The organism is Streptococcus gwangjuensis (assembly GCF_028156745.1).
In the GTDB taxonomy this organism is placed as follows: Bacteria; Bacillota; Bacilli; order Lactobacillales; family Streptococcaceae; genus Streptococcus; species Streptococcus gwangjuense_A.
Genome location: NZ_JAODJG010000031.1, coordinates 157,494 through 183,668, shown reverse-complemented (window position 1 = coordinate 183,668; position 26,175 = coordinate 157,494). Strand labels below are relative to the sequence as shown.

Below are 26,175 nucleotides of genomic sequence, written 5' to 3'. Positions count from 1 at the left end.
CATAATAGAATAACACAAAGCCCCTGCGATTGCAAGGGATTTGTTGCTGTTTTTTCGTTTTTTTACAATGAAACTGTTTTCCTATTTTTTCTTGTTAAAATTACGGATTTCTTCTATATAAGTTGAGTCCTCTTGAGCTCAAATTTACCTTCTGATTGGTCCACTAGAATGTCCGCCTTTGACTCAGTTTCTTTATAGTATAGCAGATACTGCTCCCGTCTCATCTGATGGCTAGCCAATATAAAGGATGCATCGCGATTTCTCACAGTCGTATCTCGAGCTAGGCGCCGCTTTAATTCGGTGTCCTCATTCGTGTAGAAACAGATGGTTTTGTCAAAGAGTTCTTTGGGTAAAAAGCCCACAGACATCCCTTCGACAATCAAAATCGGTTTTGCTCCAGACAAGACCTCACTAGCCTTCCAAGGTTCTTCAATTGTTAAGACATCCATACCCGCTTGTAAGGCGAGGATATCTCTTTGCAAACTCGCCAGTTCATGCGCCACTGGCAGACAGGCTGTCACCTTTTGATTTGGCGCGTCCTTGGGTACTACCAGATGGCGTCCTGAGGTGATATAAGGATCTGTTTCTAGCAAATTTACTGTAGTAGAATCTAAAGCTTGGTACAATTCCTGTGCAAAGGTTGATTTTCCTGAAGCCCCATGACCGTATATTCCCAGTGTCTTGACTTTTCCCGTTTCTATTTCTGAGACAAACTGGTCTATTAAGTCTTTTCTCTTCATTCTCTCTTCACCTGTTCATAACTTTCTTTTCCATCATTGAGTTTGTCCCAAATCACTACTTGCCCACTTTTGAAAGATTTTTGCACATCGATGATGCGTTGATTGGACGAACCTCGAAACTGGAGCATGAGATTTCTCTTAGTTCGATCGTATCGGCCATCAACCAGAATGTCAATCAGTGATAAGAGTTCCAGTTTATCTGGAGTTTCCAACATCATTTCTTCCCATGTATAGCCCGTCCAGGACCAGATGTCTTTGTTTGGCAATTCCTTCCGGATACGTTTAACAAGTGGCAAAAGGATTCCTGTATTAAGGAAGGGTTCTCCTCCTAATAAAGTCAAGCCTTGAACATAAGGTTGAGCGAGATCTTCCATGATCTGTTCTTCTAATTCTGCTGTATAGGGAATGCCGGCATTGAAGGACCAAGTCGCTACATTATAGCATCCCTCGCAGTGAAACATGCAACCTGATACATAGAGAGAGTTCCGCACACCTTCGCCGTCAACAAAGTTAAAGGCCTTGTAGTCGATGATACGACCTTGACTGAGCTCTTCACTTTTCCATTCTTGTGGTTTTGGATTATTCATTCGCTACCTCTATCCAATAACGCTCGACTCCATTACGAACATCTTCAAAAATTCCTCCATTTGCTAGAATGACTGCTCTGCTAGCAGGATTATTTACGCTACAGGTCACAAGAGTTCTCTTGATGTTCTTTTCCTTAGCAACTTTCAAGCCCTGACGGAGAGTCTCTTTAGCATAACCTTTGCCTCTTTCTGATGGACGAATGGAGTAGCCAATGTGGCCAGCATAATTCAACAACCCCTCATTCAGTCTCAATCGCAGATTCAAAAATCCTAGAACACGACCTACATCATCAAATGATACAAATTGAATAGAAGGAACACGATTTTCAGGCAAGTTTATCCCCATCTCTTTTTGCATATTTGTTTCCAACCATTCTTCATACACAAAGTTCTCTGTATCCCAGAAACCACCGTCGTGAGGCGACTGATATTTTTCAAACTCTGCCATCATCTCTAAAACTGTTACTTTATCTGCTAATATTGGTCTTCGTAGTTCCATTCTTACCTCCCGCTAAGAGAAAAGCGAGAGTTGACTCTCACTTTTATTTTTTCTTATTCTTGTTTAAAAATTGTTCTCTGAGGTTGAGCAAGCGTTCTTTCTTACCAGCTCCACCTTTAGAGTGTTTCTCGTGATAACGGGTCACTTGTGCGCGCCCTTTATCATCTAATTGATATTTTCCCATTTCATTTCTTTCTAATTTGTTACTTGATGGCCAGTTATTTTAATCGTTGAACCATTCATGTGTTTGACACGCGCAGCGATTTCCTTGTGACGGCCGTTGACCATAGGTCTTGCTTGAGGATTACCTAGGTAGCCACAAGTTCGTTTGACCACATCCACCGTTTTAGGGTCGCTATTGCCACAGTTTGGACAAGCAAATCCTCTCTCAGTTGGTTCAAAATCCCCCTCAAAGTCACACTTGTAGCAACGGTCAATCGGAGTATTGGTTCCTAGATAGCCCACGCGGTCATAGGCATAGTCCCAGACAGCTTCCAAGGCTTTAGGATTTTGCTGAAGGACTGGATACTCACAATAATGGATGAAACCACCTGACGCACCTGCTTCTGGATAGACTTTCTCAAAGTCTAATTTTTCAAACGGTGTTGGATTCTTACGCACATCGTAGTGGAAAGAATTGGTGTAGTATTCCTTATCTGTAATATCAGGAATAGAACCAAACTTCTCTGTATCCAGTCGGCAGAAACGGTCTGTCAAACTTTCAGATGGTGTTGAGTAGATAGAGAAATGATAGCCATATTGATCTGACCACTCTTCTACACGGCGTTTCATATCTCGAATAATGTCTAGCGTGAATTCCTTAGCATCTGGATTGCTTTCCCAGCTATTACCAAAGAAAACAGTCGCTACTTCATACAAACCGATGTAACCCAGCGAAACAGTTGCCCGACGATTCTTAAAGAGCTGGTCAACACTTTCTTCTTTACCTAGACGATGACCAAAAGCACCGTATTGATACAGAATAGGAGCATTTGCTGGTGTTGCTTCCTTGGTTCGTTCGACACGATAAACAAGAGCATCTTCAGCGATATTCATCCGCTCGTTGAAGATTTCCCAGAACTTATTCATGTCGCCCTCAGACTCAAGAGCAATACGAGGCAGGTTAACCGTCACAACGCCCAGATTCATACGGCCTGAATTGACTTCTACACCATTTTCATCCTTCCATCCTTGAAGGAACGAACGGCAACCCATAGGTACCTTAAAAGAACCTGTCAAGTCAACAATCTTATCGTAAGACAAGACATCTGGGTACATCCGCTTGGTTGCACACTCGAGGGCCAACTGCTTAATGTCGTAGTTGGGAGTCCCTTCTTCCAAGTTAAGACCTCTTTTAAGCGTGAAGATAAGTTTTGGAAAGATAGCTGTGCGGTGTTCTGAACCAAGGCCCTTAATGCGAATGTTTAAAATAGCCTTTTGAATTTCACGCTCAAAACGATTGGTTCCTAGACCAAAACCTAGCGAAGTAAAAGGTGTTTGTCCATTTGAAGTGAAAAGAGTATTGATTTCATACTCGAGAGATTGCATGGCATCATAAATGTCCTTTTGCGTTTTCTTCCAAGCGTAATCTTCCCGTTTTTCAGGCAAAACCCATTCTTCCGCATCTTTGAGGTGTTTTTGGTAATTCTTCTCTGCGTAAGGCGCCAAGACTTCATCGATACGGTCAGCTGAACATCCCCCGTACTGGCTAGAAGCAACGTTGGCGATGATTTGGGAAATCTGAGCTGTCGCAGTCTGGATAGACTTGGGACTTTCTACTTCTGCATTTCCAATCTTAAAACCATTTTCCAACATCCCCTTGAAATCAATCAAACAGCAGTTGGTCATAGGTGTATAGGGACTGTAGTCCAAATCGTGATAGTGGATATCTCCCTTTTGGTGAGCATTGGCTACGTGCTTAGGAAGCATTTGCAGTCCAATTGATTTCCCAACAATCCCTGCTGTCAAATCACGCTGGGTATTAAAGACATCACTGTCTTTATTAGCATTTTCATTGACAATTGCCTGATCTTTATTGAGAAGTTTATGGATGCTAAAGTTAATATCTGTCGCTTTTGAGCGCTCAAAATCCCTCTGTGTCCGATAAGTAATATACTCCTCAGCTAGCGCATATTCTTTGGCTTCAAGCAGTTCATGTTCTACGATATTTTGAATTTCGTAAATCTTAACCCCCTGTGGAAAGCGACTATGAATTTCTGTGACGATTCGCTCAGTCAGAGCATTGAGGCGTTTTTCAACCAAGGGTGTCACATCCATAACCTTGTCAGCCGCCTTGTGGAGAGCCTTGTCAATCTTGTCCACATCAAATACAACTCGTCTGCCATCACGCTTTTCAACAAATAGGGTTGGCAAAGGGGTGCTCTTTTCTTCTAGTGCAATCATATTCATGCTCTTTTCTAAAATGTGATATCTAAAAAGTATTATACCACTCTAAAAAGAAAAATCAATATCTTGTGTTAAAAATCCTAAAATTTTTAAAAATCCACAAGATATTGATTTAGTTATTTAATTTTATAGACTTTAAACTCTGAGTAATCAGTCTTTACTTGTTGGTAATTTTCTTTTAAGAGTGTCTCCACCTCAGACCAGAGAGCCACCTTGTCGTTTACCACAATCACCTTAGGTTTGTTTTCTTTCAAGTCATTGATTAAACTAGTTTTATTCTCTTCTGTACTCGTGTAAAGAAGAGGTGATGGGAACATGGATCCAGCCAAACGCTGGCTTTCTTTATACATCTGAACATGTGAATCCCAAATATAAATTTGGTCTCCCTCACTCGTCTCTTGTTTGACTCTGTCTACTACTTGATGTTGTTCTCTATAAGAAGCTGGATGCAAGACAAAACGAGCCACAAAAGGAATAGCAATCAGATAAACCACCACTAGGATCGGTAGGTAGAGATTTCCCTTCATGAATTTTTTCCATAGAGTAGGAATTTCCTCCCTTCTCCGACGACGAGCTCCCCTAGCTGAATGTTTCCCACGAATACTGGTCATCAAAAGAAGGAGTAAAGATGGAAGGATTAGAATCAAACGTGAACCGTGAAGAGGTTCTTGGGAAAAAAGTAACAAGGATAATACAAATATGAAAGCAAAACTAGCTGGTACTGAAATAACATATAATCTTGATGCCTTTGATTGGAACAAGCCTAGAAAAACAAGGAAGAGAGCTCCTAAACCAAAGGTCAACAAACCATAGAATACAACATTATCCATTAGTTGGGGATTGGTAAAGACCTGAAGGGAATCAATCGGATATAAAAGACTTCCTAGAGCTTCTCCAAAGCCACCTGAAGCAAGGACATAGTAGCCTACTGGGTAAAAGATGAGAGAAAAGCCAAGTGCTGCTGCAAAAAACTGATAAACTCCATGGACAAAACGACCATGCCCAACATTAAAGACAAATAAACCAATCGTTACTACTGCAATAAAGAGAAGACTTGTAAGAGGCTCTATGAAAAATGATAGAGCCAAGAAAATTCCCAGACGTAGAAACCCCTTGTCATGGTTAGGATTTGATAGATAAGCTGCTATGAATGAAAATCCTGCAAACAGGAATGGCAGAGCTAAAATCGTAGCATATCCTCCTCCAAAACCGAGACCGGATACCAAAATATAAAATATGGTTAGGAGTTGCTTGGCTTGTTCCCTTTGTCCCGTCAGATAGTCAGTTGAAGAAAAGAGGAAATAACCTCCTCCTAAGAGAGCTAGCCATTCTACCAAGGCAAAAAGGATGCCTCCTTGGGTAATATAAAGTAGCAAGTAATAAAGAAGACCGTGACTTGCATAATAGCTACTGTAAAGCTGTCCTCCCTGATGTAAAGCCCACCCTATATACAAATCCTGCGCCTGAGAGGGACCTACCATATCTAAAAGTAAAGGTATCACCACAGAAAAAACCGTTGCAATCGTACTTCCAATGATGAGTCTGAAAAACGGGAAAGCTACCTGTTCTTCTTTTTCTACATGAGATTCAAGGTTCCTATCCAGTCTATTTTCAATTTCATTACTCTGTATCGTTTCGGATACTTCTTCGATTCTGCCATATACAGCCATATCGTTTCTCCTATTCAATTTATCTGTCTTAGTATATCAAAAAGACCTAAAATTGTCAGCTTGCGATGGCTGTTTGAGCGATTTTTTGCATAGTTTCACAAAGGTTTCAATTTCCCGAAATCGGTGTAAATGCGTCTGTTTAAATGACATGATATAATCCAATTCTTTCTGAGTCAGCATCGTTCCTCCTATATCTTCTTATTCGTAAAAGGCAAGAAAAATAGGACTGGGTTGTATCCTAAGTCCTAGATTTCTTATAAGATAGGGGCGAATAACTGGGCAATTTCCTTAATCAATTTCTGATACCAGCTATTTTTTATCGTATGAGGGAAAATTTCTTGAGATACTGAAAAAATCTCCTGAAAATCTTTTTGAATCTCTGTGATTGATGCCGTTTTATATAGCAAAACTGCATCTTCATAGTGATGAAGTAAACTTCTATAATCTAAATTAATCGTTCCAACTACAGCAAAGTCCTTATCCACTAAGATTTGTTTACTATGGATGAAGCCTGGACTATACTCAAAAATCCTTACTCCTGCTGACAACAAATCCGGATAGGCCCCTCTTGTAATGAGTTGGATTAATTTTTTATCTGGAATGAAAGGAGTCACGATGCGAACATCAACACCCCTCATGGCCGCGTTTTTAATACTCTCAGTTAAATCATAGTCAATAATCAAATAGGGTGTTGTGATATAGACTGAGTCAGTAGCCTGATTAATCAAACTTTGATAGACTTTTTTCCCTACCTGAGTACGGAAGATGGGCTTGGGACCACTACCATAGGGAATACAGAGCCCTTGGCTAGAACGAGGCTGGTTTTCCAAGTGATACTGGTCAAAATCACTGATTTCCCCACGATTGATGTACCAAGTCATCAAAAAGAGACGGGTTAGAGCCTTGACACCAGGGCCATCTATGCGAATCCCACTATCCTTCCAATAACCAAAGCGTTCTACATGGTTGATGTACTCATCAGCTAAGTTAATACCTCCTGTATAGGCTACCTGACCATCTATAACAAGGATTTTACGATGGTCCCGATTGTTGTAAGCCACCGTCAAACGAGGAATCACCTTGTTAAACTTATGGGCTTCAATTCCTCGACTACGAAGCTGAACAGTATAGTCTCCAGGTAAAGTCGCCATACAACCGATATCATCATAGAGCATCTTGACCTCTACACCCTGAGCTGCCTTTTGCTCTAGTATATCTAGTATGCTATTCCACATCAGACCTTCTTCGACAATATAGTACTCTAGAAAGATAAATTTCTCAGCTTTCTTGAGGTCTTCCAACATATGTTGCCACATGCTTTCACCCGAAGAAAAGAATTGTGAATCTGTTCGATCATAGACATCGGCATTGCTATCCATACTTAGCAAAGATTTGATAACTCCGTAAGCCGCCTTATCATCTTCCTTCAATTTCTGGCGGAGAGCTTTGCTATTATCCTCCCGAAAATGCATGGAACCAAGTTTGTCCAACTGCTTGATTTCTTTTTTGGACAATCGCCTTTCACCAAACATCAGATAGAGCAGGGGGCCAATGATAGGAACAAAAGTCACCACTAACCACATTACCTTGCTTTCAGGCGCCATGGAACGGTTGACAATAGCGACAATGGTCGCCATACTCATAAAGATTAAGACAATAATCCATAAAATAGGGGCCATCCGCCCTAAATAAAGAAAGAGACCAAAAACAAGACACAGTTCAAGCAGCATAATCGAAAGACTAAAGCCATACTTGGACATCAATAATTGAAATTTCCTATATTTCATATCCCCTCCTTGATAGTTTGAATGCTAAAAACAGGTAATTGATACTCTTCGAATTCAAACCACAATCAAAGTCAGCTTCACCTTGCCGTACTTAAGTACAGCCTGCGGCTAGCTTCCTAGTTTGCTCTTTGATTTTCATTGAGTATGATACTAGTATAACGCAGGTATTCGGTAGAAGGCAAGTATTTATAATCATTTTTCTGAGTAAAAGCAAAAGAGACTGACAAAACCAGTCTCCTTCCAGTCTATTTTGATAAAACAATGCGATCAGACGCTTCTCTATCCCTATCGTCAATAATCATCTGATTGCCATTAATTGCATAAATCTTGACATCATCCCCAATAATCATGCGTTGATTAGCGGCATCGAAGCTAACCTGCTTGATTTCTTGATCTCCGTCAGTTTCTACCTGTGTCCATGTACCAGTTGTTCCAGTTACCACTAAAGTGATACGGTCTCCTTCGTCCTGACCAGTATAAGTTCCATCAATATTGGTTGGTTGAGCCTCAGGCGTATTTTGTGAAGAACTTGTCGCTGCCTGGTTTGAATTTTCTGCCGAAGATGAAGCAGCAGGTTGTGATTGCTGAGTTTGTTGTGTTTGCGATTGAGCTACTGGTTGTTGAACTTGTTGAGCTCTTTGTGAACAAGCTACTAAGAGACTAAGACTTGCTAGAGAAGCAAGAGAAAGTGTGAATCTTTTTAATTTCATGATGAATTTCCTTTCTGCTACCAATTTACAGAAGTTTTTCCTTCTAACTAGTAGTTTTCCTAGTATAACAAGTTCAAAAAAGGAGGTCAATTTATCTGCTCATGCCCCAGTAGATAGCCCCGTACCTCTGAGATAAAATAGAGAGACCCTGTAACGAACAACAAATCCTGGGCATCTGCTCTTTCTTCGAAACTGCTGATAAATTCGCGATAAGAAGGAATTACATCGTAACCTGTTATATCTGTCTCATCTAAAGAACCCTGATAATCAAAGCCAGTTACCTTGAGTTCCACCTGAGACAAATTCTCAGTCAGATAACCTAACATCCCTTGATAATCCTTCCGTTTCAAGGCTCCAAAGAGGATTTGAGGACGATATCCTTCCTGCTCTTTTTCTTTAATAAATTCAACCAAGCGAGTCAAGGCAGGGAGGTTATGAGCACCGTCCAAGTAAATCTGCGGGCGAATACGCTCCAAACGCCCAGCCCAATGGGTCTTCTCCAAAGCCTGTCTTACAGCTTGCTCATCAACAGCTTCCTTTTCTTCCCTCATAAAGAGAAGAAACGTTTGCAACGCCAAGGCCGCATTTTCCTGCTGATAAGTTCCTTCCAAGCCTATTTTCAACTGTGAAAGGTTAGCCAAAGAGCTTGAAAAATTCCCATTCAACATTGAAAAATCCTGACCTGCCTGATAAAGGTCAACAGCTAAAGAGTCTGCTTTTTTCTGACAAACAAGCCTAGCTTCTGAAGGCAACTTAGCAATCACTGCTTTTTTACCAGTCTTAAAAATACCAGCTTTCTGCTCTGCAATTGCTGCTATACTGTCACCCAGAGTATCCTGATGATCAAGCCCGATGGAGGTGATGACAGCAAGCTCTCCAGTTACCACATTGGTCGTGTCAAGCAAGCCACCAATTCCCACTTCTAATAAAACCAAATCCACCTCTTGCTCTCTAAAATAAAGAAAAGCAATCAAGGTCAGCAATTCAAAAAAGGACAACTGGTCATGGGTTTGCAGAAGTGTTTTTTCCATCTCCTTGACCTGATTAGCCAAACGGATGAAGTCTGCATCAGCTATTGGTTGCCCGTTAATGCAGATTCGATCATTGATAGAGACGATATGAGGGGAGGTAAAAGTCGCAACTCTTTTGCCATGTCCCATAAATAACTCCCTCATGAAAGCAATGGTAGATCCTTTCCCATTAGTCCCTGTTACGTGGATAATAGGATAAGACTTCTCGGGATTCCCCAACAAATCCACCGCTTGTTGCATTCGGCCTAAACCTGACCTAAAATTCAAACCAATCCGACTGTGAAGCCATTCTTCTACTTCAAACATATACATCTCCTTGACAAAAGTCCAATCAATTACCACATCAAAGCATGATGAGTAATAAAAACGAGGCCAGGATTTTCGTCCCGACCTCTTACCTGGTTAGCTAATACCTAGCTACTATAAATGCTAACGTGGAGTAAAAGCATCCACCCAGATTCACCAGCTCTCTTATTTCAAAGAGCTGAGCTAAAAATATCCACTGGATGTTCCAACTCTTCTAATTTCTAGGAGTTGGGCTGATACAGTCTCCCAGACTGCCTGCTCTTTCTTTTTTCTAAAAGCAGGGCTAAAAACATCCACTGGACTTACCAGTTCTCTCTTATTTTAAGGAACTGGGGTAAAAATATCCACTGGATGTGCCTGCGTTTCTAATTTCTAGCGCAGGGCTAAACACGTCCACTGAACGTGTTTACTCCTCCATAAAGCTGTTGAAGACTTCTTCAATCATGTTCCATTCGTCTTCTGAGTCTTCTGGGATTGGTTGCAATTCACCTTCTGTTCCATCTTCGTTTTCGATGAATGAGTAAGCTTGAATTTCAACTTGTCCGTCTTCGTCTTCTTCTGCATTAACTGGTACTAGAAGAACATAGTTTTTACCAAATTCTTCTTTTCCATCAATCGTCAAAAGGATTTCAAACAAGGTTTCATTTCCTTGCTCATCTACTAGTGTGATTAGTTCACGTTCTTCGTGGTCGTGGTTATGATCGTGTGACATAGCCTCTCCTTTATATTAAAATTTTCTATCTAAATAATTTTGTAAAATCAGCTGAGCTGCTAACTTATCAATGACTTTCTTGCGCTTATTGCGACTGATATCTGCTTGTTCAATCAACATACGCTCTGCAGCCACTGTTGTCAAGCGTTCATCTTGATAGTCTACTGGTAAACCAAAAAGCTCTTCTAGCTTGGCTCCGTATGCTTGACTAGCTTCCACGCGCGGTCCACTTGTATTGTTCATGTTTTTAGGCAAGCCCACTACAAATCGTTCCACCTTGTAAGTATCAACCAACTCCTTAACGCGGTCAAAACCAAATTGGCCTTGCTCCTCATTGATTTGGATGATTTCAAGTCCTTGAGCTGTAAAACCGAGCGGATCGCTAATAGCCACCCCTACCGTTTTTGAACCGACGTCCAATCCCATAATTCTCATAGGTTACAGATCGACTCCTTGTCCTTTTAGGTAGTAGCGGACCAATTCCTCAACGATTTCATCACGCTCATACTTACGGATTTGATTTCGTGCATTATTATAACGAGGAACGTAGGCAGGGTCTCCACTCAATACGTAACCTACGATTTGGTTAATTGGGTTGTAGCCCTTATCGTTCAACGAAGCATAAACATCAGTCAGAGTTTCGCTAATTTCTTTTTTATTGGAATCGTCCAATTTAAAACGTACTGTTTCTTCAGTAAATCCCATTCTAACACCCTCTTTCCTTAGAATAGTACCATTATAGCATAATTCCTTACGTTCTACAATTCAGGCAGTCTATTTATTTGGATTTTCTACTGTTCTGTCGCGCCATTTGCCAATCTGTCTGCTACATATTGACTCGGTTCATTTTTCAAAAGATTTTCCAAGCCAATATTCTTTAAATATTCAACCTGTGAAGCTTTTTTGATATCTAAAACCTGAAAATCATAAGTAGTTGTTGTTTGAATTTCTGTTTCACTTAGTAGCTTCGTCTCAAGTGTAAAACCTGGCAACTTGCGCGCTTCCTGAATTGAGGTATCTTTACCTTCAGCTTCAATGAGTGCTTTTTGGGTAGCCTCTACACCATGCTCAGTTACAAAAGTCTTCAATTCATCGGTAACTGGTCTTTTTTGAATAATAGTCAAACTTAAAAATTGTTTTCCTTTATATGTGACTGTTTGAATCTGCTGACTGCCGTCTGTTGACTTCGGTAGCATAAATGTTTTTGTAACTACTGTATTCTTCTCAGCATTCTCTAGGACAGGTAAAGTTGACTGTAACGTTTCAGATTTACTACTAGAGGACGCAGTTGTCGCTTTTTTTTGCCCACATCCAGCAAGCAAGAAAAGTAGTGCAAAACTTGTAATCAGTATTTTTTTCATAATTCCTCACATCATTTTTGAATTAAAAGAGCAAACAAGGCTAGGAAGCACTCCCAGCCTTGATGTTTATAGAGCTGCACGCAAACGTGCTTCTGCATTTTCTACATTACGGACAGAGCGTGGTAGGAAGGCACGAATATCGTCTTCCTTATAGCCAACTTGCAGTCGTTTTTCATCTACAAGGATTGGGCTCTTTAAAATTCTCGGTGTTTCCATAATCAGATTGAGAACTTCGTTGACACTCAAATCTTCAATATCCACTCCAAGGGCTTTGGCATAGCGATTTTTAGACGAAACAATGCTGGCTATTCCATTGTCTGTTTTAGTCAGAATATCCAGTAATTCTTCTCTCGTAATTCCTTCTTTACCAAGGTTTTGTTCTTTATAACTTAACTGGTGGGCATTGAGCCAGGTTTTTGCTTTTTTACAGCTAGTACAACTTGAGACTGTATAAATTTTAATCATGTACCTACCCCTTTCGCTACATGTTACTATCAGTTTAGTCTATTATACCATAAAAAACATCCGACTTGCGACCTATTTTTAAATTTTTTTGACTTTTTTCGTCATTTTCGTACTTTTTTCTTGACAAAATGAAATTTACAGCCATTCTTGATATTTCTTGATATAAATTTTTTTCACAATTGTCACACTAATCATATACAAAATGATGATGAAAAGTAAAAAGATGAAATAAATCGGTTTTAATGGAGTTAGATGAAGTAGGATTGCGAGTGGACTGTAGGGAAGGAAGGTCACAAAGGCTGCAGCCAATAAGGTTGTCACAAGGACTAGCCAAGCCGGACGACTTTGTAAAAAGGGAATTTTGGCTGAACGCAGCATATGGATAACCATGGTCTGTGACCACATGGACTCGATAAACCAACCTGTCTGAAACAAGACAATAAATCCTACGGCAGACTCCGCTCCATGGACATAGGCTTGACCTGTCGTCATGGGTACAATGATAAAATAGAGCAAAATAAAGGTCAAAATATCAAAGGCAGAAGAGATAGGTCCCATCCAAACCATGAAACGTGTGATAGACTTGGCTTCCCAGGTATGCGGATTTCTCAAAAAATCTTTATCCACCTTGTCAAAAGGCAAGGCAATACAAGACAAATCATAGACCAGATTTAGGATAATCAAATGGACTGGAGCCATCGGTAAAAATGGTAAAAAGATTCCAGAGACCAATAGGGATAAGATATTTCCAAAATTAGAACTCACTGTCATTTTGATATATTTGGTCATATTGGCATAGACCTTACGACCTTCAACAAGTCCTTTTTCAAGCACCATTAGATCCTTATCAAGTAGGATAACATCAGCTGTTTCTTTGGCAATATCTACTGCTGTATCAACAGAAATCCCCACATCTGCAACTTTCATAGAAGGAGCATCATTGATCCCATCTCCCATATAGCCAACAGCATGACCATTAGCCTTAAATTGCAAAATAATTCGTGCTTTTTGGTCAGGAGAAAGTTTGGCAAAGACGGTTACCTCCTCTACGGCTTGGGCCAATTCTTGATCACTCATCTGATCAATTTCAGATCCTAACAACATCTGATTGATATCCAAACCAACCTTTTCACAGACTGCTTGGGTAACTTTTTCGTTGTCTCCCGTCAAAATCTTTGTTTGAACCCCATGCTCTAACAGAGCCTTAATTGCTGGTGCTGCAGATGGTTTAGGAGGATCTAGGAAGGCTAAATAACCAGTTAGAATCATATCCCCTTCGTCATCAACTGTATAGGCATGACCTTCCCTCAAACCTGACTTATAGGCCACTCCCAAGACACGCAAACCTTGCTGATTTAGCTGTCTGACTTCTTCTAAGATTTCTTCTCTAGTAGCATCTGTCAAGGGAGTAATCATTCCATGATACTCCGCATAACTGGAAATCATCAACATTTCCTCTAGGGCACCCTTGGTTACCAAACTAACAACTTCGTGTTCATCCTTAACGATAACACTCATCCGTCTACGTTCAAAATCAAAGGGAAGCTCATCTATTTTTTGAAAAGTTTGAGCCAGATTTTGCAAGAGGGTGTGTTCTTTGGCTTCCTTTTCAGTCCGTTTGATGATAGCTCTGTCCATCAAATTTTTCAAGCCCGTTTGAAAATAAGAATTGAGATAAGCTCGTCTCAAGACGGTCAAATCCAAGCGTCCGTGGATGTCCAAGGGATATTCAAGGACAATTTCGTCTTGGGTTAGAGTCCCTGTCTTATCTGTACACAAAATATCAATCGCCCCTAAGTCCTGTATGGCATTGAGTTTCTTGATAACCACTTTTTCCTTGGCCATAATGATGGAGCCTTTTGCTAGACTGGCCGTGATAATCATAGGAAGCATCTCAGGTGTCAATCCAACACCAACACTCAAAGCAAATACGCCAGCTTCCAACCAGTCACCATCTGTTAAACCATTGGACAAGAAAACGATGGGCACCATGACCAACATCAAACGAATCAAGAGCCACGAAATACTATTCATCTCCCGCTCAAACGAAGTAGGCTCGTCATAGGTGTTCAAAGTCTGCTCAATGGCCCCCATCATGGTGTCATCACCAACTGCTAAAACCACGGCCTTGGCACTACCAGACAAGACATTGGTTCCCATAAAGGCGAGCGCTTCTGCTTCCAGCAGACTATCAGATTGTTGAACTGTTGCCTTGGTCAAGGCCAATTTTTCAACCGATTCACTTTCACCTGTCAAGCCCGACTGTTGTACAAAGAAATCACGCGACTCAAATAAAAGAAGATCTGCTGGAATCATGTCTCCAGCGCTTAATTTAACCACATCACCCACTACCAAATCATCGATAGGTACTTCTTGAATTTCTCCTTGACGAATGACAGTCGCTGTGTTGACAATCATTTTTGATAGATTGGTCGCAGCCTTATCACTACGGAGTTCTTGAACAAAGCGTATGCCACCAGAAATGAGGACTAGGACAACGATGATAATAGAAGTCGTCGGATCCTCTTGACCTGGTTTTGCCAACCAGACATTGGTCACCAAGGAAATCACGGCGATGACCAGTAAGATGATCGTAAAAGGATTGATAATGGATTCGTAAATCTTTTTGAGGATACTGTCTTCTTGACCCTTTGTGATGGTATTTTCGCCATATAGGTCACGATTTTTCTCCACCTGCTCTTCAGTCAATCCTGTTAGACTTGTCTTATAAAAAGATAGAGTTTCGTTTAAAGATGTATGAATAGCTATTGCTAATCTTTCTTTTGTAGTTTTCATTGGTTTCTCCTATCTGTATGAATGATGTGTTTCATACACAGAGACCAATCACTTTATAAGGGCAGAACGACACAAATCAGCGATTGGCTGTGTATGTGCGGTTCCGGATGATCGTCAATTTGCATCGTTTATCTCCTTTCTTTGATTTAAACAGTAGAAAATCCCACCATAAAATGGCAGGATTAAAAAACTAATTATCTGTTTTTCGTTCAAGCTTTAACTCCATAGGGCAATGTAATGAGCTTAGTCTTGGCCTTCGCGACCAGGACTGTTGACCAACGAGTAGTGTCTCCACTGCTTTGCGGTAGTCATCCGTATCCCTATGGTAGCCTCACCTACCGTTTTCGTCTTTCAGTATAAACCTTTAAATTTTAAAAGTCAATCATTTGAGTTGTTTAACTCTTAGATAACTATCAACTCTTTTGGAGCTAAGGTCAACAATTCACAACCTGTCTCTGTAATCAGGATATCATCCTCGATACGAACCCCGTATTTACCTTCAATATAGATACCCGGTTCATCTGTCAAGGCCATACCTGCCTTAATAGTTTCTGTAGAAGTTTGGCTAAAGTAAGGCTCTTCATGGATATCCAGTCCAATACCGTGTCCAATACCGTGGGTAAAGTAGTCGCCATAGCCTGCCTCAATGATAATATCACGAGGGATTTTGTCAAAGTCTCGGAAAGCTAATCCTGCCTTAGCCTGGTCAATCAAGGCTTGGTTGGCTTTCAGAACCGTATTGTAAATTTCCGCCTGCTCGTCGCTGACATGCCCCAGATAGATAGTTCGTGTCATATCGCTAACATAGTGGTCATAGAGGCAACCAAAATCCATGGTAATAGCATCTCCCAGCTCCACTGGTTTGTGCATGGGATGAGCATGAGGTTTGGAAGAGTTGATACCGCTAGCTAGGATAGTGTCAAAAGACAAGCCAGATGCTCCCAACTCACGCATACGGAAGTCAAGGAAGTTGGCAATCTCAATCTCAGTCTTTCCTGGCTTAATAAAGTCAAGCGCGTCGCGAAAAGCTTGGTCTGAGATAGAACAAGCCTTGCGAATAGCTGCAATCTCCACTTCATCCTTAATCATTCGAAGACTTTCAACAAACTGAGTCTGTGGAAGCAAGTCAATTCCTTCAAAGGCTGCCTGCATACGGTGATAATAAGAAACCGAAATCTCATCCTCAAAACCGATTCGAGACAAGCCCATGTCCGTAACAATTCCTGCAATGACAGCCAATTCATCACGGTCAGCTACGATTTCAAAACCACTGGTTTCTTGCTTGGCTGCAATGATATAGCGAGAGTCCGTCACCAAGACCTGACGGTCACGGCTGATGAAGACTGTTCCATTTGAACCCCAAAAACCAGTCAAATAATAGACGTTTTTAAGATTGTTGATGATAATGCCATCCAGTTCTTTTTCTTGCATTTTAGCTAGAAATGCTTGTACGCGTTTATTCATGATGTAACTTTCCTTTCAAATAATGTCCTGTGTAGCTTGCTTCGTTGCCCGCTACTTCTTCTGGAGTTCCTGTTGCGATGATGGTTCCACCACCGACACCGCCCTCAGGTCCCAAGTCAATAATATGGTCTGCTGTCTTAATAACATCTAGATTGTGCTCGATAACAAGGACTGTATTGCCATCGTCTACAAAGCGAGCTAAAACCTTGAGCAAGCGAGCGATATCCTCGGTATGAAGACCTGTCGTCGGCTCATCCAGAATGTAGAAAGATTTTCCTGTCGATCGTTTGTGGAGTTCGCTAGCCAGCTTCATACGCTGGGCTTCTCCTCCAGAAAGGGTGGTAGCTGGTTGTCCTAAGGTCACATAGCCTAACCCCACATCCTTGATGGTCTGGAGTTTACGTTGAATCTTTGGAATATGTTGGAAGAATTCCACCGCATCGTTGACGGTCATATCCAAGACCTGCGAGATATTTTTTTCCTTGTAGTGGACTTCTAGGGTTTCACTGTTGTAGCGGGTTCCGTGGCAAACTTCACAAGCCACATAAACATCTGGCAAGAAGTGCATCTCAATCTTAATGATCCCGTCGCCTGAGCAAGCTTCACAACGACCTCCCTTAACGTTGAAACTGAAACGTCCCTTTTTGTAACCACGAATCTTGGCCTCATTTGTCTGGGCAAAAAGGTCACGTATATCGTCAAAGACTCCCGTATAGGTAGCAGGGTTAGACCTTGGCGTTCGTCCGATAGGGCTCTGGTCAATATCAATCAAGCGGTCTACATGCTCAATCCCTGTAATAGTCTTAAATTTACCAGGTTTGTCTGAATTACGGTTGAGCTTCTGGGCAATGGCTTTTTTGAGAATGCTATTGATTAGGGTCGATTTCCCTGAACCTGATACCCCTGTCACTGCGATGAATTTCCCTAGTGGAAAGCGAGCCGTCACATTTTTCAAGTTGTTCTCACGCGCTCCCGTCACCTCGATAAAACGACCATTTCCGGTACGGCGCTCGTCTGGCACTGGAATGGCACGTTTGCCTGACAAGTACTGGCCTGTGATAGACTTACTGTTACGAGCTACCTGTTTAGGCGTACCTGCCGCAACAATTTCCCCACCAAAAACACCCGCACCAGGACCAACATCAATCAGATAATCAGCCTCACGCATAGTATCTTCGTCATGTTCCACTACTATGAGAGTATTACCCAAATCACGCATCTTTTTGAGACTGGCAATCAGACGGTCATTATCCCTCTGATGAAGACCGATTGACGGCTCGTCTAGAATATAAAGGACACCTGATAGGTTAGAACCAATCTGGGTTGCCAAGCGAATACGCTGACTTTCTCCACCTGAAAGGGTTCCTGCCGAACGTGACAGGGTCAGATAGTTAAGACCCACGTTATTGAGGAAAGTCAAACGGTCCTTGATTTCCTTGAGAATAGGCCGAGCAATGATGGCTTCATTTTCAGATAGAGTCAACTGGCTTACCAAGTCCAAGTGGTCCGCGATAGACAGGTCTGAAATTTCTCCGATATGTGGTCCTTGCTCACCACCAACACGGACAGACAAGGCCTGGTCATTGAGACGATAACCGTGACAGGTTCCGCAAGTCAGCTCATTCATGTAGAGGCGCATCTGGGTGCGCGTGTAATCGCTGTTTGTCTCGTGGTAGCGACGTTTGATATTATTAACAACTCCCTCAAAAGGAATGTCAATATCGCGCACACCACCAAATTCATTCTCATAGTGGAAATGGAATTCCTTGCCATCTGAGCCGTAGAGAATCAAGTTCTTATCTTCTTCTGACAAGTCCTCAAAAGGCTTATCCATATCCACTCCAAAGGCTGTCATGGCCTGCTCTAGCATGTTTGGATAGTAGTTGGATGAGATAGGATTCCAAGGAGCCAAGGCTCCCTCACGTAAGGTTTTGCCGGCATCTGGCACTACCAAATCAGTATCCACCTCCAGCTTGATACCCAAGCCGTCACACTCACTACAAGAACCAAAAGGAGCATTGAAAGAGAAGAGACGTGGCTCTAACTCTGGAACAGTAAATCCACAAACTGGACAGGCATAATGCTCAGAGAACAGTAACTCCGAATCGTCCATCGTGTCGATAATGACATAACCTTCTGAGATACGAAGGGCAGCCTCAATGGAATCAAAGAGACGACTACGAATGCCCTCCTTGATAACGATACGATCAACCACGACATCTATATTATGTTGCTTGCTCTTAGACAACTCTGGCACTTCGGTCACATCATAGACTTCCCCATCCACACGGACACGGACATAACCATCTTTCTGAATCTTTTCAATAACGCTCTTGTGCTGTCCTTTTTTCTTGCGGATGACAGGGGCCAAAATCTGCAAGCGCTGGCGTTCAGGCAATTCTAAAACCTTATCCACGATTTGCTCCACAGAAGAAGCCTTGATAGCTCCATGCCCGTTGATACAGTAAGGCGTCCCCACACGCGCATAGAGGAGACGCAGATAGTCATTGATTTCAGTCGTTGTTCCCACCGTCGAGCGAGGATTTTTACTAGTCGTTTTCTGGTCGATGGAAATAGCTGGGCTGAGACCATCAATAGCATCTACATCAGGCTTCTCCATATTTCCCAAGAACTGGCGAGCATAGGCTGACAGACTCTCCACATAGCGACGTTGTCCCTCCGCATAGAGGGTGTCAAAGGCCAGACTGGATTTCCCTGAACCTGACAAACCAGTCACTACAACCAGCTTGTCTCGTGGAATTTCCACGTCAATATTTTTTAAATTATGGGCACGCGCCCCATGAATGACAATTTTATCTTGCATCTTTATTCTTTCTAGTCCATTATTGCTTACCATTATACCAAAAAAAGTGAGATTCTATTACCCAAAAGGCTGAATTTGTAGTATAATAGTACGGTGTGAAAAAATCTGAAAAATGAGAAAGGATAAGGGATATGAAACAAGTTTTTCTCTCTACAACAACTGAATTTAAAGAGATCGATACGCTTGAACCGGGTACTTGGATCAATCTCGTTAATCCGACTCAAAATGAATCACTCGAAATCGCTAACGCCTTCGATATCGATATTGCCGACCTTCGAGCACCGCTCGATGCGGAAGAAATGTCTCGTATTACGATTGAAGACGAGTACACCCTGATTATCGTAGACGTTCCGGTCACAGAGGAAAGAAATAACCGCACCTACTACGTTACCATCCCGCTTGGTATTATCATCACCGAGGAAACCATTATCACTACGTGTTTGGAACCATTACCAGTCCTCGATGTCTTTATCAACCGTCGATTGCGTAATTTCTACACCTTCATGCGTTCGCGTTTCATCTTTCAAATTCTTTATCGCAATGCAGAACTTTACCTAACAGCCCTTCGTTCAATCGACCGTAAGAGTGAACAAATCGAAAGTCAACTGCATCAATCAACTCGTAATGAAGAATTGATTGAGCTCATGGAATTGGAAAAAACCATCGTCTATTTCAAGGCCTCCCTCAAAACAAATGAGCGTGTGATTAAGAAATTGACCAGCTCAACCAGCAATATCAAGAAATACCTTGAGGACGAAGACCTGCTTGAAGATACCTTGATTGAAACCCAACAGGCCATCGAGATGGCAGACATTTATGGAAACGTCTTACATTCTATGACAGAGACCTTCGCCTCTATCATTTCTAACAACCAGAACAACATCATGAAAACCTTGGCCCTTGTGACCATCGTCATGTCCATCCCAACCATGGTCTTTTCTGCCTACGGGATGAACTTTAAGGATAATGAAATCCCCCTAAACGGCGAGCCGAATGCCTTCTGGTTAATCGTCTTTATCGCCTTTGCTATGAGTGTCTCGCTCACTCTCTATCTCATCCATAAAAAATGGTTCTAAGAGGAGTTCCTATGTCTCAGATTGATCTACAAAAATTAACAAAGAAAAACCAAGAGTTTGTCCACATTGCTACCCAACAATTCATCAAAGATGGGAAAACAGACGCTGAAATCAAGGCTATTTTTGAGGAAGTTATTCCCCAAATCCTTGAGGAGCAAGCCAAGGGTACGACTGCTCGTTCCCTCTATGGCGCGCCAACCCACTGGGCTCATAGTTTTACTGTCAAGGAACAATATGAAAAAGAGCATCCAAAGGAAAATGATGATCCAAAACTCATGATTATGGACTCAGCCCTTTTCATCACTAGCCTCTTTGCCCTCGTCAGCGCCCTCACTACTTTCTTTGCAGCAGATCAAGCTCTCGGCTATGGATTGGTCACTCTCCTACTAGTTGGACTTGTTGGTGGATTTGCCTTCTATTTAATGTACTACTTTGTCTACCAATATTATGGACCAGATATGGACCGTAGTCAACGTCCACCTTTCTGGAAATCTGTACTGGTTATCCTAGCCTCTATGTTCCTTTGGTTGCTTGTCTTCTTTGCAACAAGCTTCCTACCAGCTAGCCTTAACCCCGTACTTGCTCCATTGCCACTAGCTATTATCGGAGCAGCCCTCCTAGCCCTTCGCTTCTATCTCAAGAAACGCTTGAACATCCGTAGCGCAAGTGCAGGACCAACACGCTATTAAGAAGAATGATAAAAGCAACTGCAGGTGCAGTTGCTTTTTCTTGCTTTCTTGATTTAAAAGCATTCTTCTGACATCCCACATAGCTTTCTCTTATCCTTTGTGATAAAATAGGCTCAATCTATTTCTAGGAGGATGAGGTATGATTTCTACTATTGGTATTGTTAGTTTATCTAGTGGCATTATCGGAGAGGACTTTGTCAAACACGAAGTGGACTTGGGTGTCCAACGTCTCAAGGAACTGGGACTCAATCCTATCTTTTTGCCCCATTCACTAAAAGGATTAGACTTTATCAAGAACCATCCTGAAGCTCGTGCAGAGGATTTGATTCATGCCTTTTCTGATGATAACATCGACATGATCCTATGTGCCATCGGTGGAGACGATACCTATCGCTTACTACCTTATCTTTTTGAAAATGACCAACTACAAAAGGTTATCAAACAAAAGATTTTTCTTGGCTTCTCGGATACAACCATGAACCATCTCATGTTTCATAAACTAGGAATCAAGACTTTTTATGGTCAATCCTTTTTAGCAGACATTTGTGAACTAGATAAAGAAATGCTGACCTATAGCCTTCACTACTTTAAAGAATTGATTGAGACAGGAAGAATCTCAGAAATTCGCCCTAGCAATGTTTGGTATGAGGAACGAACTGATTTTAGTCCCAAAGCTCTGGGGACACCTCGTGTCAGTCATACAAATACCGGTTTTGAGTTGTTGCAAGGAAATGCCCAATTCGAGGGAGAAATCCTCGGTGGTTGCCTCGAATCTCTCTACGATATCTTTGACAACTCTCGATACACAGATAGCACGGAGCTCTGCCAAAAATACAAACTTTTCCCTGACTTGTCAGACTGGGAAGGAAAAATCCTCTTACTAGAAACAAGCGAAGAAAAGCCTAAGCCGAAAGACTTCAAAAATATGTTGCGGACTTTAAAGAATACTGGTATATTCGAGGTCATCAGTGGACTCTTGGTCGGAAAACCTATGGATGAAACTTTCTATGACGACTATAAAGAGGAGCTATTGGATATCATTGACAGCAATATCCCGATTGTCTATAATCTGAATGTCGGCCACGCAACTCCAAGAGCAATTGTACCCTTTGGAGTCCATGCCCATGTAGATGCACAGGAGCAAGTCATTCGCTTTGACTATAACAAAAAATAAATAGTTTCTCTATTTTTGTGCTTTTGTATTCGTTTTCGTTACAATTTGTATCTGAATTTATTGCATTTCGCTAATTTCTATGATATCCTTTTAAAGGAGGTGTATATGACAAAACAAAAAATTAATCGAATCGTAGGTTCTATTGGTGCCTTTATTGGAATTATAGTATTTATTGCCTACATACCTCAAATTATCGCTAATTTACAGGGAAATAAAGCTCAACCATTTCAACCTTTATCAGCTGCTATATCTTGCTTAATCTGGGTTATTTATGGATGGACAAAGGAACCTAAGAAGGATTGGATACTAATCATTCCAAATTCAGCTGGTGTTATTTTAGGTGGAATCACTTTTTTGACTTCACTCTAACAAATCTAATAGTATATATAAAAAGCTGGGAAAAGTTTCTCAGCTTTTTTCTATATTCTCAGATATTCTAATTACCTATACTCACTGATTCCTGCTTTTCCACTCACAATCATTCTCATGGTCATCAACTAGTCCTGCAGCCTGTAGAAAAGACAAGACAGCGACTGGGCCTGTGAACTTAAAGCCTCGTTTTTTGAGATCTTTGGCCAATTTCTCAGACAAGGGTGTTTTAGCTGGGGCTAGGCGGTAATCGGGAACATCATTAACGACAGTTTTCCCCTCAACAAAAGACCAAAGATAGGCATCAAAAGAGTCGTACTCTGCCTGTAACCGTAGAAAGGCTTGGGCGTTAGCGCGTGTAGCAAAAATCTTAGCTCTGTTTCGGATGATAGCTGGATTATCCAGCAAGACTTCCAATTCGGTGTCAGTCATCTCTGCGACCGCTTGAATGTGATAACCATGAAAGGCTTCTCGGAAAGCTTGACGTTTGTTGAGCACCGTTTCCCAAGACAGGCCTGCTTGATAGGTTTCCATACACAACAACTCAAACAATGCTTGGTCATCATGGAGGGGATGACCCCACTCCTCATCATGATAGGCAATGTAGAGCGGATTGGTCATCTTGACCCACGAACAACGTTTTGTCATGCTCTGCTCCTATTTGACCAACATCTTAAGGGCCGACTTGATATAATTCTCAGCTGTATCTGTCGTTCCTTCAAAGAATTTCTTGATTTTCTTGAGTTCGGTTGCCTTGTAACCCAGCGCCAACATGGCTTCCATAGCTTCTTCCAATTCTGGATTTTCAGCACTAGCTTGCACGGCCACCTTGGCAGGAAGGTCATCTCCTGCAACTACTACCTTGCCTTCCAAGTCCAGCACCATCTGCTGGGCTGTTTTCTTGCCAATTTTAGGGAATTTGGTCAAGTAGGTGATGTTCTTGGTTTCGATGGCTTGAACCAAGCCAGCATTGTCATCAGCAGCGATAATAGCAAGAGCTGACACAGGACCGATCCCAGATACCGAAATTAGACTGAGAAAGAGCTTTTTCTCGTCTTCTGAGCGAAATCCATAAAGCAGATGAGCGTCCTCACGCACGACTTGATGCACATAAATTTGAGCTTCTTGGTTGACCTGACCTGAATAAGCATAGGGATTGGCCACATGCAAGATATAGCCGATACCGTTGACTTCAAGAACAATGTATTTAGCAGTGATTTTGGTAATGATTCCTTTTAAATATTCGTACATAGTTTTCCTTTTAGTTTAATATTTCCCCAACTCACGGAGACTGGTGTGATTTTCCTGAATGCGTCGGAACATCTTTTCCATATCCGACTTGGTAAAATGCACCAAAACAGGACGTCCGTGGGGACAGTTGTAGGGATTGTCACATTGAGAGAGCTGATAGAGGAGTTGTCTGGCTGAATGGTCGTCAATACGATGGTTGGCCTTGATAGACCGCTTGCAGGACATCATGATAGCCAGCTCTGCTCGGTATTTCTTAATAGAAACTTCCTTGGTCAAAAGGAGCATGTCGCACATTTCATAGATGCCTGACTCGATTTCCTCCTCTGCCATCCAAATAGGATGTTCACGCAGGATAAATTGATTTTCTCCATACTCTGCTAGAAAGACGCCCACTTCCTCCAAATGTATCATTCTTTCCTTGAGACGGAGGGCATCATCCGCTGGAAATTCAAAGATGTATGGCACTAGGAGTTGCTGCTGGCTCTGGTCAACATTGCCAATGCTTTCACGATACTCCTCGTACTTGACCCGTTCCTGTGCCGCATGCTGGTCTATGATGTAAAGTCCATCTCGCCCTTGGGCAAAGAGATAGGTTCCGTGCATTTGCCCGAAAAATTCCAACTCTGGGAAGTTTGAAGATTCTTCTCTCTCCAGCTTGTCATAGGCCTTATCCAGACTGGCTAAGTCTAGCTCTGGATGGTCTAGTTGATCGTAGTTAGCAGGCTTTCTCTCTGCAAAATGGAGTTTGCTAGGCTTAGTCAGCTGGTCCAAGGTTTCCTTGGCAAACAAAGTCAAATCCTGCCCTTCCTCAGTCAATTCTACCTGATAATCAGCCACCTCAGCTTGGCTAGGTCTCGTCGGCTCTGTTTTCTCATAGTAGAGAGTATTTTCTTTGAGGGGGAGAATGGTCTGCTCCACCTTTTTACGATTGCGCACAGTCGATTTGGCAAGATTTTCCAAGGCATCAGGTATCAAGGTTTGTTCCTTAAGACTATTTGCAATAGCTTCTGAGACCAGCGTCATCAGTTCTTTTTCCTTAGAAATCCGCACCTCTTGCTTGGTTGGATGCACATTGACATCAGCCAGATAAGGGTCAATATGGATGTGAATGACAGCCAGTGGAAAACGTCCCACCATGAGCTTACTGCCATAGCCGTCAAGAATAGCACGGTTAAGCAGGAAATTCTTGATATAACGACCATTGATGAAGAGGCTGATATAGTTGCGATTAGCCCGAGTTAACTCAGGCAAGGACACAAAACCTGAAATTTCGAAATCTAGGTCAGAATTCTCAATTTCAATCATCTTCTTAGCACTGACCAAACCGTAAATCCCGGCGATAGCTTGGCGCAGTTGACCTGTTCCCGCTGTTCGTGTCATTTCCTTGCCATCACTGATTAAACTAAACGAAATTTCAGGATGGGCCAAGCCCAGACGGTTTACAATATCAATGATATGAGACAACTCTGCTTGCTGGCTCTTCATATACTTGAGGCGGGCAGGTGTGTTGAAAAAGAGGTCCTCCACACAAACCTTGGTCCCCACAGGACTAGTCGCTGGAACGACTTCTTCAACTTCTCCCCCACGCGCGACTAACTTGGTTCCATGACTTGCTCCATCCACCGCCGTCAAAAGGGTCAGAACACTAACAGAAGCGATAGAAGGTAGGGCTTCACCACGAAAACCAAGCGTCCGAATCCGAAAGAGGTCTGCTTGATTTTTTATCTTACTGGTCGCATGGCGGCGCAGGGCCAACTCCACCTCATCGTGGGCAATTCCATGACCATTATCTGTGATTTGGATTTTCTTGAGACCAGCTTCCTCAATCTCAATGATAATCTGACTAGAGCCCGCGTCAATAGCATTTTCTACCAACTCTTTTACCACACTAGCAGGACGCTCAATGACCTCTCCTGCCGCAATCTGGTTTGCCAGCACCTCTGGCAATTCAATAATATGAGACATCTTTCAGCCCCTTTCCATATCTATTTTCCTAGAAATTGATTAGTGCTATTATACCATATTTCAGATAGGACAGAAAAGCTAGCACCACATAGGAGCCAAATCCTTCCACATAGACAAAGTCCCTTGCCAGGGGGCATAAAATAGTGGTATACTCAATAAAAATCAAAGAGCAAACTAGAAAGTTAGGCGCAGACAGTACTTTAGTACGGCAAGACGACGCTGACGTGGTTTGAATTTGATTTTTGAAGAGTATTAATAAAGATGTACAAGAAGTGAGATTAATTTTGTATAAC

General features: G+C 42.0%; 24 protein-coding genes and 1 riboswitch. Of the genes, 4 read left to right on the top strand and 20 right to left on the bottom strand.

Going from position 1 to position 26,175, the window contains the following annotated elements; genetic code table 11:
• Positions 1-113 precede the first annotated feature (113 nt).
• The 17 genes from N5909_RS04665 to uvrA form a co-directional block, all read right to left on the bottom strand.
• On the bottom strand, positions 114-740 hold the full coding sequence (locus N5909_RS04665) for a uridine kinase family protein (RefSeq protein ID WP_271630891.1): 627 nt from the start codon (positions 738-740) through the stop codon (positions 114-116).
• Positions 737-1,327 carry an anaerobic ribonucleoside-triphosphate reductase activating protein gene (gene nrdG / locus N5909_RS04660; protein WP_271630890.1) on the bottom strand — a complete coding sequence of 197 codons (591 nt, stop codon included), beginning with the start codon at positions 1,325-1,327 and terminating at the stop codon, positions 737-739. The genes N5909_RS04665 and nrdG overlap by 4 nt, the downstream gene beginning before the upstream one ends.
• Positions 1,320-1,826, bottom strand: coding sequence for a GNAT family N-acetyltransferase (locus N5909_RS04655; protein ID WP_271630888.1), 507 nt, complete (start codon positions 1,824-1,826; stop codon positions 1,320-1,322). The genes nrdG and N5909_RS04655 overlap by 8 nt, the downstream gene beginning before the upstream one ends.
• A 43-nt stretch (positions 1,827-1,869) precedes the next feature.
• A complete protein-coding gene (locus tag N5909_RS04650; RefSeq protein ID WP_000521618.1) occupies positions 1,870-2,010 on the bottom strand; it encodes a hypothetical protein in 141 nt (46 codons plus the stop codon).
• Between the two features lie 11 nt (positions 2,011-2,021).
• On the bottom strand, positions 2,022-4,229 hold the full coding sequence (nrdD, locus tag N5909_RS04645; protein WP_271630887.1) for an anaerobic ribonucleoside-triphosphate reductase: 2,208 nt from the start codon (positions 4,227-4,229) through the stop codon (positions 2,022-2,024).
• A 119-nt stretch (positions 4,230-4,348) separates the two neighbouring features.
• Entirely contained in the window at positions 4,349-5,902 is a 1,554-nt protein-coding gene (locus N5909_RS04640) for a damage-inducible protein CinA (RefSeq protein ID WP_271630886.1), read from the bottom strand.
• A gap of 254 nt (positions 5,903-6,156) precedes the next feature.
• A complete protein-coding gene (gene cls / locus N5909_RS04635; RefSeq protein WP_271630885.1) occupies positions 6,157-7,689 on the bottom strand; it encodes a cardiolipin synthase in 1,533 nt (510 codons plus the stop codon).
• Between the two features lie 245 nt (positions 7,690-7,934).
• Entirely contained in the window at positions 7,935-8,399 is a 465-nt protein-coding gene (locus N5909_RS04630) for an SP_0198 family lipoprotein (RefSeq protein WP_049502624.1), read from the bottom strand.
• Positions 8,400-8,485: 86 nt separating this feature from the next.
• On the bottom strand, positions 8,486-9,736 hold the full coding sequence (locus tag N5909_RS04625; protein ID WP_261026960.1) for a folylpolyglutamate synthase/dihydrofolate synthase family protein: 1,251 nt from the start codon (positions 9,734-9,736) through the stop codon (positions 8,486-8,488).
• A gap of 406 nt (positions 9,737-10,142) precedes the next feature.
• Complete coding sequence (locus N5909_RS04620) at positions 10,143-10,448, bottom strand: DUF1292 domain-containing protein (RefSeq protein WP_000017620.1); 306 nt, start codon at positions 10,446-10,448, stop codon at positions 10,143-10,145.
• A 15-nt stretch (positions 10,449-10,463) separates the two neighbouring features.
• A complete protein-coding gene (gene ruvX / locus N5909_RS04615; RefSeq protein WP_004239076.1) occupies positions 10,464-10,883 on the bottom strand; it encodes a Holliday junction resolvase RuvX in 420 nt (139 codons plus the stop codon).
• Between the two features lie 3 nt (positions 10,884-10,886).
• Entirely contained in the window at positions 10,887-11,153 is a 267-nt protein-coding gene (locus tag N5909_RS04610) for an IreB family regulatory phosphoprotein (RefSeq protein WP_000507059.1), read from the bottom strand.
• 86 nt (positions 11,154-11,239) lie between these two features.
• Positions 11,240-11,809: an SP0191 family lipoprotein gene (locus N5909_RS04605; RefSeq protein ID WP_042751756.1), complete on the bottom strand. Its 570-nt coding sequence runs from the start codon at positions 11,807-11,809 to the stop codon at positions 11,240-11,242.
• 66 nt (positions 11,810-11,875) lie between these two features.
• Positions 11,876-12,274 carry a transcriptional regulator Spx gene (gene spx, locus N5909_RS04600; protein ID WP_000591165.1) on the bottom strand — a complete coding sequence of 133 codons (399 nt, stop codon included), beginning with the start codon at positions 12,272-12,274 and terminating at the stop codon, positions 11,876-11,878.
• 135 nt (positions 12,275-12,409) lie between these two features.
• Complete coding sequence (mgtA, locus tag N5909_RS04595; RefSeq protein ID WP_271630883.1) at positions 12,410-15,070, bottom strand: magnesium-translocating P-type ATPase; 2,661 nt, start codon at positions 15,068-15,070, stop codon at positions 12,410-12,412.
• A gap of 194 nt (positions 15,071-15,264) precedes the next feature.
• A riboswitch (M-box (ykoK) riboswitch) is annotated at positions 15,265-15,415 on the bottom strand.
• A 57-nt stretch (positions 15,416-15,472) separates the two neighbouring features.
• Entirely contained in the window at positions 15,473-16,534 is a 1,062-nt protein-coding gene (locus N5909_RS04590; protein ID WP_261026963.1) for a M24 family metallopeptidase, read from the bottom strand.
• Positions 16,527-19,358 carry an excinuclease ABC subunit UvrA gene (gene uvrA, locus N5909_RS04585; RefSeq protein WP_261026964.1) on the bottom strand — a complete coding sequence of 944 codons (2,832 nt, stop codon included), beginning with the start codon at positions 19,356-19,358 and terminating at the stop codon, positions 16,527-16,529. The genes N5909_RS04590 and uvrA overlap by 8 nt, the downstream gene beginning before the upstream one ends.
• A gap of 131 nt (positions 19,359-19,489) precedes the next feature.
• Here uvrA and N5909_RS04580 point away from each other — a divergent pair, with 131 nt between their 5' ends.
• The 4 genes from N5909_RS04580 to N5909_RS04565 all read left to right on the top strand — a co-directional run bounded on the left by N5909_RS04580 (position 19,490) and on the right by N5909_RS04565 (position 22,666).
• On the top strand, positions 19,490-20,434 hold the full coding sequence (locus tag N5909_RS04580) for a magnesium transporter CorA family protein (protein WP_000815623.1): 945 nt from the start codon (positions 19,490-19,492) through the stop codon (positions 20,432-20,434).
• Between the two features lie 11 nt (positions 20,435-20,445).
• Entirely contained in the window at positions 20,446-21,123 is a 678-nt protein-coding gene (locus N5909_RS04575; protein WP_261194388.1) for a DUF1129 domain-containing protein, read from the top strand.
• A gap of 139 nt (positions 21,124-21,262) precedes the next feature.
• The gene (locus tag N5909_RS04570; protein WP_271630881.1) at positions 21,263-22,297 is read left to right on the top strand and encodes a S66 family peptidase; all 1,035 of its coding nucleotides are present in this window, start codon (positions 21,263-21,265) and stop codon (positions 22,295-22,297) included.
• A 105-nt stretch (positions 22,298-22,402) separates the two neighbouring features.
• On the top strand, positions 22,403-22,666 hold the full coding sequence (locus tag N5909_RS04565) for a SemiSWEET family transporter (RefSeq protein WP_000166114.1): 264 nt from the start codon (positions 22,403-22,405) through the stop codon (positions 22,664-22,666).
• Positions 22,667-22,747: 81 nt separating this feature from the next.
• Here N5909_RS04565 and N5909_RS04560 read toward each other — a convergent pair whose 3' ends face one another.
• From N5909_RS04560 to mutL, 3 genes are read right to left on the bottom strand one after another with little or no spacing between them, the layout of a single operon-like run.
• On the bottom strand, positions 22,748-23,314 hold the full coding sequence (locus N5909_RS04560) for a DNA-3-methyladenine glycosylase I (RefSeq protein WP_271630880.1): 567 nt from the start codon (positions 23,312-23,314) through the stop codon (positions 22,748-22,750).
• 9 nt (positions 23,315-23,323) lie between these two features.
• Complete coding sequence (gene ruvA, locus N5909_RS04555) at positions 23,324-23,917, bottom strand: Holliday junction branch migration protein RuvA (RefSeq protein ID WP_271630879.1); 594 nt, start codon at positions 23,915-23,917, stop codon at positions 23,324-23,326.
• A gap of 15 nt (positions 23,918-23,932) precedes the next feature.
• Positions 23,933-25,882: a DNA mismatch repair endonuclease MutL gene (mutL, locus tag N5909_RS04550; RefSeq protein ID WP_033682425.1), complete on the bottom strand. Its 1,950-nt coding sequence runs from the start codon at positions 25,880-25,882 to the stop codon at positions 23,933-23,935.
• Positions 25,883-26,175 lie beyond the last annotated feature (293 nt).